General features: G+C 48.2%; 9 protein-coding genes. 3 read left to right on the forward strand and 6 right to left on the reverse strand.

Going from position 1 to position 16,557, the window contains the following annotated elements:
- The first annotated feature begins 247 nt into the window (after positions 1 to 247).
- Positions 248 to 853 (forward strand): DUF4139 domain-containing protein, encoded by a 606-nt coding sequence (locus tag AC3A8L_RS11675; protein WP_487962436.1) that lies wholly within the window; start codon positions 248 to 250, stop codon positions 851 to 853.
- A gap of 60 nt (positions 854 to 913) precedes the next feature.
- On the opposite strand, the gene AC3A8L_RS11680 is transcribed toward AC3A8L_RS11675, so the two are convergent.
- From AC3A8L_RS11680 to zwf, 5 genes are all read right to left on the reverse strand, one after another.
- The gene (locus AC3A8L_RS11680) at positions 914 to 1,573 is read right to left on the reverse strand and encodes an SPOR domain-containing protein (protein WP_487962437.1); all 660 of its coding nucleotides are present in this window, start codon (positions 1,571 to 1,573) and stop codon (positions 914 to 916) included.
- A 269-nt stretch (positions 1,574 to 1,842) separates the two neighbouring features.
- Positions 1,843 to 7,041, reverse strand: coding sequence for a PAS domain S-box protein (locus AC3A8L_RS11685; RefSeq protein ID WP_487962438.1), 5,199 nt, complete (start codon positions 7,039 to 7,041; stop codon positions 1,843 to 1,845).
- 167 nt (positions 7,042 to 7,208) lie between these two features.
- Positions 7,209 to 7,835 carry a bifunctional 4-hydroxy-2-oxoglutarate aldolase/2-dehydro-3-deoxy-phosphogluconate aldolase gene (gene eda / locus AC3A8L_RS11690; protein ID WP_487962439.1) on the reverse strand — a complete coding sequence of 209 codons (627 nt, stop codon included), beginning with the start codon at positions 7,833 to 7,835 and terminating at the stop codon, positions 7,209 to 7,211.
- Between the two features lie 24 nt (positions 7,836 to 7,859).
- Positions 7,860 to 9,683 carry a phosphogluconate dehydratase gene (gene edd, locus AC3A8L_RS11695; RefSeq protein WP_487962440.1) on the reverse strand — a complete coding sequence of 608 codons (1,824 nt, stop codon included), beginning with the start codon at positions 9,681 to 9,683 and terminating at the stop codon, positions 7,860 to 7,862.
- 367 nt (positions 9,684 to 10,050) lie between these two features.
- A complete protein-coding gene (zwf, locus tag AC3A8L_RS11700) occupies positions 10,051 to 11,505 on the reverse strand; it encodes a glucose-6-phosphate dehydrogenase (RefSeq protein WP_487962441.1) in 1,455 nt (484 codons plus the stop codon).
- 396 nt (positions 11,506 to 11,901) lie between these two features.
- Here zwf and gap point away from each other — a divergent pair, with 396 nt between their 5' ends.
- Positions 11,902 to 12,894, forward strand: coding sequence for a type I glyceraldehyde-3-phosphate dehydrogenase (gene gap / locus AC3A8L_RS11705; protein ID WP_487962442.1), 993 nt, complete (start codon positions 11,902 to 11,904; stop codon positions 12,892 to 12,894).
- Between the two features lie 78 nt (positions 12,895 to 12,972).
- Here the strand turns inward: gap and AC3A8L_RS11710 are convergent, their stop codons facing one another.
- Positions 12,973 to 13,899, reverse strand: a complete 927-nt coding sequence (locus tag AC3A8L_RS11710; RefSeq protein WP_487962443.1) for a lytic murein transglycosylase — start codon at positions 13,897 to 13,899, stop codon at positions 12,973 to 12,975.
- Between the two features lie 310 nt (positions 13,900 to 14,209).
- Here AC3A8L_RS11710 and leuS point away from each other — a divergent pair.
- On the forward strand, positions 14,210 to 16,557 hold a 2,348-nt coding region (gene leuS / locus AC3A8L_RS11715; protein WP_487962444.1), incomplete at its 3' end, for a leucine--tRNA ligase.

The following is a 16,557-nucleotide window of genomic DNA, read 5'->3' on the forward strand; positions in this document are numbered from 1 at the left end:
ATATGGCGTAATAGCCGGCTATTGCAAATATTTTTGTAACTATTCAGCCATGCTCAAATAGGCCGGAAAACTGATTATTTTCTGGGCCGTTCAAGCCATCCATGGGCACTATGCAAGCGTTCCTGACGCTTGAATACCCAGAAAACAATCAATTCGCCTTTTGAATGAGTATTATTTCGAGCCCACCTGAATAGTTACATATTTTTAACGAAGGCAAGCGTGCACCCAGGAATTCAAACTCTACCACTTGCCACGTAAAACAAACTTGGGCAGCGCTCAAACCAAACAGATTTCGCTTTTTAATGCCGCCAATGTTCACAGCCAGCAGCAATTACTGCTTACCGCAGCCCCTATTAGCCGCTACACGGTCCAACACGAGAACAGCCAAAAGTTAAAACCTACCGTGCAGCTGCTTTTTAAAAATGACAAGAAGTCTAACCTTGGCTTGGCACTGTCCAAAGGTATTGTCCGCGTGTATCAACGCGATAGCCAAGGCAATGCACAATTTGTGGGAGAAGACCGCTTAGAGCACACCGCCGAAAATGAAGATGTCGTACTAACCTTAGGGAAGAGCTTTGATGTTTCGGCGCAACGCGAGGTTCTTGATTACAAAATAATCAACAACGATAACAGCCACTTTGAATACGAGAGTCACTACCAAATTACTTTTAGCAATGCAAAAGAGACTGCCGTAACAATAAAAATGGTCGAAAGCTTTGACGGCCAATGGACAATCACCGAAAGCTCATCAAAGCACACCAAAGAATCCGCTAATAGCGCAGCTTGGATGCTCACTATCCCAGCGAAAGGCAAACAGACTCTAACGTTTACCGCTTCGGTTAAAAACCGTTAAATTCCTCACATAAAAAAAAGGAGCCTAGGCTCCCTTTTTTTATGTGAGGTTAAAGCGCTCTTATTTTTTAGGCGCTTTAAATTCCATCACTAAAGCTTGGTGTCCATTAGAGATTAGCGTACTGCGCGCTTTAGCTAATTGGGAGCGCGACTTAAATGGGCCCGTTAATACTCGGTGCCAAATTTCACCATTGCGCACCTTTACTTCCTCGGTTCTTGCATCGAGGTTTAATAACAATAACTCCACCCTCAGCTGCTCGGCATCCTCGGCTTTTTTAAACGACGCTACTTGTAAAATAAAAATGCGCTCAGGTTTCGGTTTAGCGGCTGTCTCGCCACCCCGAGGAGCCGCAACCGGCACTTCATTTTCTTTCAGCATGTGATAAAAGTCGAAACGCGGCTTTTGTGGTTCGGCTTTCGCGGGCTGAGCTTGAGCCTGTGGTTTAGCCTGCGGCTTAGCGGCCGCCTTGGGCGGTGCGACTCGGGTTGTCGCTTTAACCTCAGGGGCAGCTTTAGGTGCAGCCACTGATGCCGGCTCGACGGTATCAACATCTGCCAAACGCACCAAAAACATCACAAATGCGCCCATCGCCAATCCAACCACCAACCACATCCAGCCGGGTATAGACTTAACAGGAGGCTCTGGTGCCCGTCGAGTTTTTTTAGCCTTGGGCGCAGCCTTTGTTTTTGCGCGCGGCTTTTTTGCGTAATCGTGGGCCATACAGCGAATAATCTATTGCTAATGAATAAAGAGAAGTAAGGCAATATCGTTTATGGCCTTACTCTGAAGTTACACTCGGGCTTGTAACATTCCAACCAGCGCTTGCGAGTGCCCATGTCAGCCTCAGCTTAACAGCGGCCGCCATTCTAGCCGGACAGTCGGCAAAGGTATACCGTGATAAGTTTGATATTAAAAGTCGGGAATAAGCCTTTATCCACTTAAGCCAAGCGGTCTGCGCATGAGCGGGTGAAGAATTGCTCCCTTACCCCTTACTGCTGATAGCGTTGGATCGCTGTTAAAAAATCATTATTACTGAGTAATAGCTCCCCGACTAAACGTTCAGCTTCATCGTGATCGTGATTATGACAACACGTTTCTAAGTCCTGCGCGGTGGTGATAAGTTGAACTCCACCTAAGTTACCCGCCACGCCACGCAAGGTATGGCAGAGGGTGGCAGCCTCCGCTAAATCATTGGACTCTATTTTTTGATAGAGATCACTAATCATCTCGGGGCTCTGCTCTGAATAGGAGTGGATCAGGGAAAGTAAGCGTCCAGGGCGGCCACGAACACGTTTAAGCGCCCCCTCCAAATCCCAAACAGCCGCTTGCAACTCCTCAACCGCAGCATCAAGCTGCGGCAATATTGGCGGAATCGTATGGGCCTCAGCCGACTCAATAGAAACAACATTATCCGTCGAGAAGTGCACTACCTCCCCAACTAACGGCGTTAACGCGGCGGAGTCGCAGGAGGCCCCAGAAGGAAGCTTCGGCCCCTCAGCCTCAACATTAACGGCCCCTACCGACAACCACTGGTGTAAAACAGCATTCAGTTCATCGGGGTTAACAGGCTTTGATAGGTAGTCATTCATGCCGGCCTCTAGGCAGCGCTCTCGATCCCCTTTTAATGCGCTGGCGGTCATCGCGACAATAAAGATATTGCTATTCTCTTCGCCCGCCTGACCTTGCCGAATAGCTTTGGTCGCCTCAAAACCATCCATGTTCGGCATCTGGCAATCCATAAGTACAAGCTGATACGCGCTTGAACCTGAGGCCTTAAGCAAGGCTTTCAGCGCCTCCTGCCCGTCAATGGCAACATCAGCTACCAACCCAATATCCTGCAGCAGATCAAGCCCAACTTCTCGGTTGGAAACATTATCCTCTACCAATAACACTCGCGACTGCTCAGGCCAGAAAACACTTAGCGGTGGAGACTCATCAATACTTACTACATTTTTCAAAAAATGGTGAGTGACCAACGGGGCCGCATAAGGGAGTAAAGATCCATCTAAAATAACCGTCATGGCATCCCGTAAAATAGAAGCACTCACAGGCTTGCATAAATACCCAGAAAACCCCAAGGCCGATAATTCTTCAGCATCCCCCCTTTGCGCTTGGGATGTCATCATAATCAGAGGCATATGCTGGTAGCGCTTATCCTCTTTCAGCGTTTTACCTAAAGTTGCGCCATTAATACCCGGCATTTGCATATCCAGAAGCGCTATATCAAACACCCCCCTATCGCTATATTCCGCGCACAGCACCATGGCCTCGCTTGCGCTTGCCGCAAAATACGTCAGCATTCCCCATTGTTTTAATTGTCCAGCCAAAATATCTCGATTAATACTATCATCATCAACAACCAAGACTTTTAAACCCTTCAAGTTAATACTGGGTAGCACCATCTCAGAAGCAATATTTTTTTGAAGTAGTACTTTAAAACTGAAACAACTCCCCCCCCCTAAAACGCTCTCTAGCCAAACCATCCCGCCCATCACTTCGCACAACTTCTTTACGATAGATAAGCCTAAACCGGTGCCGCCATACTGTCGTGTATTAGAAGTATCCACTTGCGTAAATGCATCAAATAAATCTATTTGTTTTTCAGCCGCAATCCCAATACCCGTATCTGTAACATGCCCTAAGAACCATATCCCTGCATCACCGTCTGCAACAGTTTCGGCGGTAATTGTAATTTCTCCTTGATGCGTGAATTTCAGAGCATTGCCGACCAAATTAGTGAATATTTGCCGTAAACGCCCAGAATCCCCAAGTACATGGGGCGTGGTAACCCCCGTAATATCGAGTACTAAACCGAGTTGTTGCTCCTCGGCTTTAAACGCCATCGTTTCTGAAATTTCGGATAACAACGTATTTAAATTAAAGGGGGCAGATTCGATAACGACCTTACCGGCATCGATTTTTGAAAAGTCTAATATATCGTTAATAATGGCTAAGAGTGAATGCGCGCTACTCAATGCAATATTTACTTTTCGCTGCTGTTCAACATCCAACTTCGTTTTTAAAATCAGACTTAACATACCCAGCACCCCATTCATTGGGGTTCTAATCTCATGACTCATGCTCGTTAAGAAATCACTCTTTGCCTGCGCCGCACTCTTCGCCGCGTCAATAGCGGTTATCAACTCAAACTCTGTTTTACGGCGCTGTTCGCGCTCAACCACACTGCTCACGACTGTAGTAATCGTACCGACAAATGCCTCTTCTGCTGTACTCCAATCACGTCTCTCGTGAACATTCTCGATGCAGATAACCCCCGTAAATCCTTGTCCATCCGAAATCACAGCATCGAGCATAGACACAATATTATTAGGCTTTAAGTAGTTTTCATTAAATTCAAAAGACCCCGAATGCGTCGAAGCATCTCCGGCACTCAGAATTGAAAATTTTGACAAGTAATTGAAGTATTCGGGATAGTCTGTTTTAAGCAGTACCATACCGGAAGAGAAAGCATCGCCACGGGTATCATATAACGCTAGGCATTTAAGCTCCGTATACTCAGCCTCAAACAACCAAATACTCACGCGGCTAACACTCAGCGCATCCACACAATGCTTTAGAATAGTGCGCGCAGCTCTATCCAACTCACCAGACAAAACATCAGGGTGTAACGTAAGTCCGGCCAACGCTTGGTTATGCCTAACCGACTGCTGATGCGTTAATTGGTGTCGTTTACGCTCATCGACATCCTGAAAAGAACCAAATACTTTCACACAACGGCCATCAGAAAATATAGATTTACCGGTAGAGGAGACCCATATTTCACGACCTACAGCCGTAGTCAGCTGAAGCTCAAGCGCCCACCCTTCACCGGATTCAATCGCCGTTTCCACAGCTCGAATAATGGCGTTTCGGCTTTCGCCTTCTTTATAAAAATTTACGGAATTATCAAGTGTTGGCTTAAAATCATCATCAACCTGATGAATATTTCGTGTAATGGGCGACCAATAGATCTCTTTCGTTAACAGGTCAAATTCCCAAGCCCCTATACGACCTATCTCGCTCATTTGTTCTAATAACGAACGCTGCCTTTCGAGCTCTAAAACATTAGATTTCTGCTCTGTAATATCCGTTTGGATAGCCATAAAGCCTTGCAAGCAACCAGTATCATCGAACATTGGGCTGCAATTAATATCAACCCAATAGGCAGCCCCTGACTTACTATAATTAACAAGCTCTGCTTTAAAAGGCCGACACGCGAGTAACTCTTCCTGCATCATCAATACTATTTTTTGACTTGTTTCGCTACCCTGTAAAAAGTCCTTAGGTTTACGCCCTACAACATCCTCTTTAGCGTAACCTGACATGGCCTCAAAAGCTTCGTTAACCCATTCTATAACGCCATACTTATCCGTGATAACAACGCCATTATTCACCTCTTTAGCAATGCGCGATAGCGTGCGTAACTCTTGCTCTGACTTTTCTTTTTCAGTAACATCAATTGCCGTCGCATAAATACGGCTGCTAAGCGGGTCAGGTGTAAGATTCCACTGCAGTATAAGATAGTGACCTTGACACGTTTGAAAACGATTACGAAAACGAGTGGAGCAATTCCCAGCCGCCAAAGAGTGCAACTCATTCATTGTTGCATCGTAATCATCAGGGTGAATAAAATTAAAGAATGGCTGGTGCAATAACTCTTGTTCGCTATAGCCTAATACGCGAGAAAATGTGCGATTCACTTTTTCAAAATGACCGTTCACATTCGTCACACACATAAAATCCTGAGATAACTCAAAGAAATTGGTTAGCTGAGCACTGGCACTCTCTGCACGTTGCTCAGATTTTTTAATATGATCAATATCTAGATGCGTACCCACCATACGTAAAGGCTTGCCATCACTATCATATTCAACCACTTTCCCCGTATCTAAAACCCATATCCAAGCACCATTTTTATGCCGCATACGCGCTTCGTGAATGTAGTTCTCTGTCTTACCTTGCCAGCAGTTCTCTAGGGCCGCCTGCGAAGCGTCATAATCCTCGGGGTGGTATGCCGCGCGCCATGTCTCTAAACTAATGGGCTCTAATTCAGCTAAGGTATAACCCATTATTTCAGCCCATCGGCTGTTAAAAGTCACACGCTGTGTTTTTAAGTTCCAATCCCAAATGCCGGCCGCTGTACTTTCGAGCGTCAGCTCCAACTGCGATTTATGTTCTTGAATTTCTTTTTGTAGCTGCTCCCGCTCGGTCACATCCCGTAAAACGCCTGAAGATACCTCTCTGCCGTCCAGGGCCGCCACTCTATTCAATGAAATTTCTACCGAGAATACATCACCGTTAGGTCTTAAATGTTGCCACATAAAGCACTGCGGTTCACCTTTCAGTACCCGCCGAATACTCTGCTGCGCCGCGTCCTTCGACTCTCGACCGTCGGTTTGAAACTCGGGCGAGAATTGCAGTAAGCTACTCCCAACAATCACTGATCTATCACACAGAAAAAGAGCTTCTGTTGCGGGATTACAATCAATAAAAATACCATTCTCAATTAACACAACGGCATCATTACTGCCGCTGACCAAAGCCGACATTGCCTCGATTTTAGCGCCGGTTTCTTCCTGTTGCGCCTTAACCACGCAGTTATCCAACACCTGTCCAACAGTGACCAGTAACGGAGCCACAGCTCGCGCCTGCGCAACATCATAGCCCGTTAATCGATTTGCCAATCCCACCACTGCGACCAATCGTTGCTCTACATAGACGGGAAGCCCAACAAAAGTATTGATCGAATCAATATCACTGGTGCAGCACTCACGCTGACAGTCCTCCGGATTATTAATAAATACAACGCCTTCACGCCTTAAAACACTCGACAATATATTGTTGGTATTGTGGAACTCCATCCCACCTTCGACACCGTATTCCATATAGTAATTGCAGACCTCTGGCGGCCAAGAGGTATCCCAAAGTGCGTGTGTTTTTAGATACGGTTGATCGTCTGCGTTGCGCTTAACTTCAGCAATGTAACCATAATGGCTGTCTGTCAGTTCGAGCATTATTTCTAGCAACCGGTAGAAAGCCGCCTTCGAATCGCCGTTATTTAAAAAACGGGACTGAACATCTGCCACCAACGCAGTGAGCTTTGCCTGCTCTCTCGCTCGCCGGAGAGACAGCAACAAGGCGATGCTAACGCCAAGCGCGCCTACGGCAACGGCACTTATAACAACCATGATTAGAATGTTAACCCCTGGCATACCGACTGACCAACCTCGACTTATCGTTTAGCACCCCACAACCGTAAGGCATCACTAAAATAAGTGTAGATCAAAAAATAGGGGCGAAAAAAAAGGCTGCCTAATGGCAACCTTTTAGGATAAAACCTTAATCATTCAATCGATCAACCAATTTTCGCCATCGTTTTTTGCGCTATATCGGTGATTCCTTGCCAATCTTTAGCCGCAACAAGTGCCTTAGGCACTAACCACGAACCACCCACACAAGCCACATTCGGCAATGCCAAGAAGTCGGTGAAATCATTAATGGTCAAACCACCCGTAGGACAGAAAGTCGCTTGCGGTAATGGTCCATTAATCGACTTTAACAACGGTATGCCGCCAACGGCCGTCGCGGGGAATAACTTGAAGCAACTTAAGCCAAGCTCTAAGCCCTGAATAACTTCAGAACAAGTAGCAACACCCGGCAAAAGGTTAACGCCGCTATCTTGCGCTTTTTTAACAAGCGCCTCGGTCATACCTGGCGATACGGCGAAGTCGACACCAATAGCGGCCACTTGCTCGATATTCAGCTCAGACACAATAGTACCTACACCCACGATAATATCGGGGCACGCATCTTTAACGGCTTTAATACAATCCAAGGCAACAGGGGTACGTAAGGTAATCTCTACGGAAGTAATACCGCCTTTTTGTAACGCTTTTGCAACGGGAACGGCATCTTCAACCGCATCCAATACAATCACAGGCATCACACCAATAGGTGCCAAAAATTCTCTAGTAATACTCATTTATCGTGCCCTTCTTTAAATCTATTATTTGAAATCAATTGACTGGGTAAACACACTAGCGCCGTCTTGTGATCGGTCTGCAAGCCCGCGGAAACCACCAAACAAGTTACGACCTAAATCGTGTACTTGCTCCGGTTGTGTTGCCGCCGTGCGCTCAGCTAGCTCTTCATCGCTAACCTTTAGTTCAACAATACCTTGTTCAGCATCAAACAAGATAACGTCTCCGGTTTGTACTTTAGCCAGCAAACCGCCATTAAGCGCTTCTGGCGACATGTGAATCGCTGACGGCACCTTGCCCGATGCACCAGACATACGACCATCAGTCACCAAAGCCACCTTAAAGCCACGATCTTGTAGCAAGCCCAGCGGTGGCGTCATTTTATGCAGTTCGGGCATGCCATTGGCACGCGGGCCTTGGAAGCGCACAACAGCAATAAAGTCGCGATTAAGTTCACCGCGTTTGAAGGCCGCCAAAACGTCGTTCTGGTCCTCAAAGACAATACAAGGCGCCTCGAGCACTCGATACTCGGGTGCCACGGCAGAGATTTTAATAACCGCTTGGCCTAGATTACCCTCTAATAAACGCAAACCACCTTCAGCATCAAAAGGATCGGCCGCTGTGCGAAGTATCGTCGTATCTTTGGAGTCACCGGCTTTTTCACGCCAAACCGCATTGCCTTTATCATCAAGCTTGGGCTGCATTTCGTAGCTATCTAAGCCCGTGCCCATAATATTTTTAACATCTTCGTTAAGTAGGCCCGCTAAGCGTAGCTCTTTAACGAGATAAGCCATACCACCGGCTTGGTGGAAGTGGTTTACATCGGCTTCGCCATTCGGGTAAATACGTGCCAACAAAGGTACGGCGCGCGAAAGCTCGTCCATATCTTCCCACGTTAAAATCACCCCAGCGGCACGGGCCATCGCCACAAGGTGCATAGTGTGGTTGGTCGAACCACCGGTTGCGAGCAAGCCCACAACGGCATTCACAAACGATTTTTCCGTCAACACTTCATAGGCCGGCAAGTAAGTGCCCGCCGCTTCAGTGGACAGAATAAGGCGCTCTACGGCTGCGCGTGTTAAAGCATCACGCATCTCATCACCTGGAGGAACAAAAGAAGAGCCCGGCAACTGCACGCCTAACATTTCAACCAGCATTTGGTTACTGTTCGCGGTACCGTAAAAAGTACATGTACCTGGGCTGTGATAAGACTTACTCTCGACTTCAAGTAAGCGCTCTTCACCCACATCGCCCGCGGCAAATTGCTGGCGAACCTTGGCTTTTTCTTTATTGGGAATCCCTGAAGACATTGGGCCGGCAGGCACAAATACAGCCGGTAAATGGCCAAAAGTCGCGGCCGCTATGACTAAGCCCGGTACGATTTTGTCGCATACGCCCAAGAACATATTGCCATCAAACATATTGTGGCTTAGGCCTACGGCCGCCGACATTGCGACCACTTCACGACTGAAGAGGCTAAGTTCCATGCCGGCTAAACCTTGTGTCACGCCATCACACATCGCCGGTACACCGCCAGCAATTTGCGCAGTACTGCCCATCGCGCGGGCGGCTTCTTTGATGAGGTTGGGATAGGTTTCGTAGGGTTGGTGCGCCGACAACATGTCGTTGTAGGATGTTGTAATGCTGAGATTGGCGCTCTGCATTAAACGAATGGTATTTTTGTCTTCGGTGGAGCAGGCTGCATACGCATGCGCTAAGTTGCCACAAGACAAACGTTTTTTAGGTGGCTGCTCCTCCATGGTGCGTTTCATGGCAGCCAAATAAGGCTGTCGTGTTTTGGCGCTGCGCTCGATTATTCGAGCCGTTACCGCTTCAATCACACTATTCACAGAGTTGCTCCCATTACATTCTTACTGGATGCTGCTTTACACCGCATATCAATCTCGGCCTTTAACGCAGACAACCCTCGGTTTAACCGAGGGTTGTCTGCAAATTTTAGAATTGTGCGTCAACGACCGAGTACACACAACCACTATTCCCACCGATACCCTAAGGGGCGTGCATGAAATAACTTCCCGTTTTTGAATTCCTGGGTGCACGCTTGCCTTCGTTAAAAATATTTGCAATAGCCGGCTATTACGCCATATTTTCGCCTCGTCAAGCAAGCACCCACAAACCCAAATTCCAGTAACTTATTCCGTGCACGCCCCTAAGGTATTCTTGGCTCGGCAGGAATATGCGCTACAGATATTTACTCTAGCGACCGTTATGCCAATGGCGACCATCACGAGCCATAAATTCATCAGACTCTTCAGGGCCTTCAGTACCTGCCGCATAACCGACTGTGCTGTGCTCTTCGCTTTTCCAAGCGGCGCGCATGGTATCAATCCATTCCCAGGCCGCTTCCACTTCTGGCTCGCTCACAAACAAGGTTTGATCATTACGAATCACATCAAACAACAAACGCGAATAGGCATCGTGACGCTTCGCTTTAGCGGTTTCACAGAAAGAAAGATCCATCGTACGGTCGATTAAAGGTACACGCGCATCTAAGCCGGCCTTCTTGTTCTTCATACGAATACGAATGCCTTCATCAGGCTGCAAGTGAATCACAAGTTGGTTGGCACAGTTATCGGTCAACTGGTCACGGAACAAACGCGTATTATTTTGTTTGAACTGAATAACAATTTCACCATGACGCTTATCTAAACGCTTACCAGTCCGCAAATAAACCGGCGTACCCGACCAACGGAAGTTTTCAATTTCCGCTTTAATACCCACGTACGTTTCAACGTCACTCGCACGGCCTTGGCTTTCTTCTTCTTCAAGATAGCCCGGCACCTGCTCAATACCAACAACACCGGCCTTGTACTGCCCGCGCACAGTAGAATCTTTAACGTTGCTCGCATCAATAGGCTTTAAACACTTTAAAATTTTCAGCTTTTCGGCGCGCACACAATCCGCGTCCAAGCTCGCGGGTGGTTCCATGCACACTAAACATAAAACTTGTAGCAAGTGATTTTGGACCATATCGCGAATAGCGCCAGTTTCTTCGTAAAAATCCCAACGATTGCCACAACCCACAGTCTCACTGACCGTGATTTGAATATGGTCAATATGACGGTGATTCCACAAAGGCTCGAAAATATCGTTCGCAAAGCGCAATGCCAATAGGTTTTGAACCGATTCTTTACCCAAGTAATGGTCAATGCGGAAAATTTGGCTCTCATTGAAAACACGAGCAAATTCTTTATCAATAGCCAAGAAGGTCTCTTTGCTATTACCCAGCGGCTTTTCAACCACGATACGGGTATTTTCGCCAGACATCTGCGCCGCTTCTAGGGCGGTACATATTTTCCCGAAGATGCTCGGCGGCACTGCGAGGTAAACAATCAGGCTAGCGCCGTCGGTAAAATGCTCGTTCTTAATCCGCTCAAGACTTGCAGGATCGGTAGAATCACCCTGAACATAGTTCAAGCAAGGGGCAAATTTGTCCCAAACAACGTCATCGTATAAAGCGCCCGTGTTTTCCACAAGCCATTCTTTAACTGTCGCAACAAAGGCATCATGCTCACGCGCTGAACGCGCCATACCAAAAATCTTGGTGTTTTCTGGCATGCAACCGTTAAGCGTCAAGTAGTACAACGAGGGGTAAAGTTTGCGTAGCGCCAAATCGCCATCGCCGCCTACAATCAAGATGTCAGTATTCATACTGGTCACACCTGCCTTATTTACGTGAAAAGAGTGCTTACACCCTAAATTTTTAAGAATTTTGCTCATTTTAGGAGCAAATTATGGGGCAAACTCAGCGAGAATGCGTGCAAAAACACCAGCACGCTGCATTTGCATGACCCGTACAACCTAACGTCAATCACCGTGATAGCCCGGCCAGCCTAGGTTTCATGGGCCAAAGTGCTGACTATGCTGCCAACTTAGCGGGCGGTATTGTAGAGGTTGCTTGGTTGCTTTTTCAACTGTGATTACGGATAATCGCCGCGCTTATTAGCGGGATATTATTCTCGTTGACTATAAGGTTTTGGGCAAGCTCCCTTTGAGAGCTGTACTCCCACGCCCGCCCCTCATTATTCATAATTTAGGAATCCCACTATGATTCGCATCGGTATTAATGGTTTTGGCCGCATTGGACGATTTGTATTTCGCGCAGCGTGTGAGCGCTCAGATGTTCAAGTTGTCGGTATCAACGACCTTATTGACGTAGAGTACCTAGCCTACATGCTTAAGTACGACTCAACCCATGGCCGTTTCAATGGCGAAGTTGAAGTTGTCGATGGCAGCTTAGTTGTTAATGGTAACACTGTTCGCATTACCGCTGAACGCGATCCAGCCAACTTGAAGTGGAACGAAATCAATGCCGACTACGTTGTCGAATCAACAGGCTTCTTCCTAACCGACGAAACTGCGCGTAAACACATTGAAGCTGGCGCCAAAAAAGTTGTGATGTCTGCACCTTCTAAAGACGCAACCCCCATGTTCGTTATGGGCGTTAACCACAAAGAATACGCCGGCCAAGACATCGTATCTAACGCCTCTTGCACCACTAACTGCCTAGCGCCATTGGCCAAAGTTATGAACGATACTTTCGGTATTGTTGAAGGCTTAATGACCACGGTTCACGCTACAACCGCTACCCAAAAGACCGTTGACGGTCCATCAGTAAAAGACTGGCGCGGTGGCCGCGGTGCAGGCCAAAACATCATCCCTTCATCAACTGGCGCCGCCAAAGCTGTGGGCAAAGTTATTCCCGCGCTTAACGGCAAGCTAACCGGTATGGCATTCCGCGTACCAACACCCGACGTTTCTGTTGTTGATTTAACCTGCCGCATAGAAAAAGCCGCCAGCTACGAAGAAATCTGCGCAGCAATGAAAGCCGCTTCTGAAGGCGAGCTGAAAGGCATTTTGGGTTACACCGACGACGCCGTTGTTTCAAATGACTTCGTTGGCGAAAAGTGCACCTCTGTATTTGATGCCGGCGCCGGCATTGCACTGAATGACAACTTTGTAAAAGTGGTCAGCTGGTACGATAACGAAATTGGCTATTCAAACAAAGTGGTTGATTTAATCACTCACATTGCCAAATAGTTAATCGTCTAAATTATAAAAAAGGGAGCCAATGCGCTCCCTTTTTTTATGCCCAACATTCGCGTGTAAACATCACGCCTAAGCCAGCCACCGCTCTAAATCATCATCGTGCCATTTCGTAATTACATCAAAACCGTCTTCCGCTACCTTAAGATAAACATCGATAATTTCCGTCGCCAGTTTAAAAATCTGATGCGAACTGCTGCTTATCTCCGTGCCCGATAGCACATCCATATCCACGGTATTGAGCAAAAACATTAGCTTTAATTCATACGTTTTAATATTGCCCAGTGAGGGTAAAGCCCCAGCCAAAATGGTTTGCATACGCTCGGCCTGCAACCTGAGCTTTTCATGCTGGGTTCGCACACACTGCAAAGCAAAGCGCAATTTGCGATCAAGAAAGTATTCACACTCACCTTTCGCAGCAGCATAAGTCGCCAAGCCACGCATTCGCGCCAACTGCTCGACCATTTCGGGGGTTTGCTTGGCAATAAAATTCAGTAGCTCTATTTGCTTGAACACCTGGGGGTAACTGTCTTCGCCCACCACCAACTCCGCACCGTGATCCTCCACCATTGCCGTCGATACTGGGCGCTCAATCTTTTTCGCCAACGCCGCTATCATGCTATGCAGCTGTTCAATAAAGTGCGAATGCAATTCGAAGTTGTCAATCACATCGTCATTTTGCCAATCGGCACTCACGGTATTCCAAGCATTGTGTAAATTTTGCTGGTCGCGCTCGCTGAGTAAATCGCCACCGGCTTTAGCAAAAAGCTCAAGCGAGGTTAACCGTCGCTTCACCTGCCGCTGCAGTATGGCAAAATCCTCCTCAAACAGCGTATTGCCGGCCAACAAAGCCATCGTCATACCCCGATGGCGCTGAACCGCTTTAGACATATGATGCAATTGGCGCAGCAGCACTATCGCATCTCGCTGACTTCGAAATTGGGTGCAAAATAGCTCAAAGGGCTGATATTGCTCGCGCTGCTTTAGGGCAGTTGTCATTCTAAATACTCTTAATTGGTGCACACCGAGCAAGTACCTACTCAGCTCTTAGCTTCACTTATCTTAAATACGGTCCATTTAAGGACACGACATAGCCCTTAATGGGTCGCTATCAAAGCGATCGGCGCCGTTATCTCTCCCCCTCTCACAGCAACGCGCATGCCAGTAAAGTCGTCGAAGCCGCCGATTAGCCAAAGCAATTTCGCATCCTGCCGCCATCCCCGTTTTATTTAGCTCGCTCAGGCCCTATAATCGCAAGCTTTTTGCAAGGGCAAAGCCTTTGCCTCACTGGGTTAGAGATCAACAACTGATGAACGAGAATTACAATCCGTCCGAGATCGAACAAGACGCGCAGCGTTTTTGGCACGACAGCAACAGCTTTGCCGTTACAGAAGACACCAGCAAAGAGAAATTTTACTGTCTCGCTATGTTCCCCTACCCCAGTGGCCGCCTGCATATGGGCCATGTTCGCAACTACACCATTTCCGATGTTATCTCGCGCTACCAGCGCATGCTGGGCAAAAATGTGCTGCACCCCATGGGTTGGGATGCCTTTGGTTTACCCGCCGAAAACGCAGCCATCAAAAACAACACCGCGCCCGCCAAGTGGACTTACAGCAATACCGATTACATGCGCGACCAACTTAAAGCCTTAGGTTTTGGTTTTGATTGGAGCCGCGAAGTCACCACCTGCAAGCCCGACTATTACAAATGGGAGCAATGGTTTTTCACCCGCCTCTACGAAAAAGGCTTGGCCTATAAAAAGGTCTCCACGGTTAACTGGTGCCCCGTTGATGAAACCGTACTGGCCAACGAGCAAGTTGAAGAGGGCTGCTGCTGGCGCTGTGGTACCAACGTCGAGAAAAAAGAAATCCCGCAGTGGTTTATTCGTATTACCGATTACGCCGAAGAATTGCTTAACGACCTCGACAAGTTACCGCACTGGCCCGAGCAAGTTAAAACCATGCAACGCAACTGGATTGGCAAAAGCCGCGGCGTAGAAATGCGTTTCGACCTAATCCAGCCCGTAGCCAAGCACAAAGGCTTTGAGGTTTACACCACTCGCCCCGATACCATCATGGGCGTTACCTACGTAAGCCTTGCCGCACAGCACCCCATAGCACTAGAACTGGCCAAAACCAACGCCGAGCTGGCCGCCTTTATCGAAGCGTGCAAAGTGCAATCGGTAAGCGAAGCCGACATGGCCACCATGGAGAAAAAAGGTTTCGATACCGGCATTACAGCCGCCCACCCCATCACTGGCGAGCCCGTAAGTGTTTGGGTCGCTAACTATGTATTAATGGATTATGGCTCTGGTGCGGTAATGGCCGTACCTGCGCACGACGATCGCGATTACGAATTTGCCAAAAAATATAACTTAGCGATCAACCAAGTTATTGCGCCTAGCGACGATACCGAAATAAACCTAGCCGAAGCCGCTTTTACCGATAAGGGCGTTTTGGTGAACTCTGGCGAATTCGACGGCCTCGACTTTAACGGTGCCTTTACCGCCATCGTACAAACGCTAGAAGCCGCCAAAAAAGGTAGCTCCACCACCAATTACCGTTTGCGCGATTGGGGCGTTTCTCGCCAGCGCTACTGGGGCACACCCATCCCTATATTTAACTTGGCCGACGGTGGCGAAATTGCCGTACCCGCTCACAAGTTACCCATATTGCTCCCCGAAGACGTCGAAATGGACGGCGTACAATCGCCCATTAAAGCCGACCTCGAATGGTGTAAAGGCAATATTGATGGCCAAGCAGGCGAGCACGAAACCGATACCTTCGATACCTTTATGGAATCCAGCTGGTACTACGCGCGCTACACCAGCCCCAATGCCGACAGCATGCTAGACCCAGACAAAGCCAACTACTGGCTACCAGTAGACCAATATGTCGGCGGTATTGAGCACGCTATTTTGCACCTGCTTTACGCCCGCTTTTTCCACAAGCTTATGCGTGACGAAGGCCTAGTAGAATGCGACGAGCCATTTGACCGCTTACTGTGCCAAGGCATGGTGAATGCCGAGTCTTTCTTTATTAAAGAAGGCGGCCGCACCGAATGGATCGCCCCTAACGATGTCCGCGTAGAGCGCGACGACAAAGGCAAAATGATCAACGCCTTCCACGCCGAAACCGAGCAACCCTTGGAATTTGGCGTCGTGATCAAAATGAGTAAATCGAAAAACAACGGCGTCGATCCCGAATACGTCGTGCGTGAATACGGCGCCGATACCATTCGCCTCTTCAGCATGTTTGCAGCGCCACCAGAGCAAAGCCTCGAGTGGACCGATTCCGGCGTAGAAGGCGCCAGCCGCTTTATTAAAAAGCTGTGGCGCGCAGTGCACCAGCACACCGAAGCCGGCGAGCCCGGGCCCCTTACCGTAGATGCGCTACCCACCACGCAAACCGACTTGCGCCGCAAAACACACGAAACCATCAATAAGGTTAGCGACGACTTCGGCCGCCGCCAAACGTTTAACACCGCCATTGCCGCGACCATGGAACTGCTCAACGAAGTAAGCCGCCATGCAGACCGCGCCACACCGTTAGGTTTAGCAGTAGAGCGCGAAGCCCTAGAAGCCGCCGTTGTAATGCTTGCGCCCATCATCCCGCACGCCTGCCATGCACTAGCAAGGAACCATAGTCCAAACAT

It is taken from the genome of Marinagarivorans sp. (assembly GCF_982758155.1).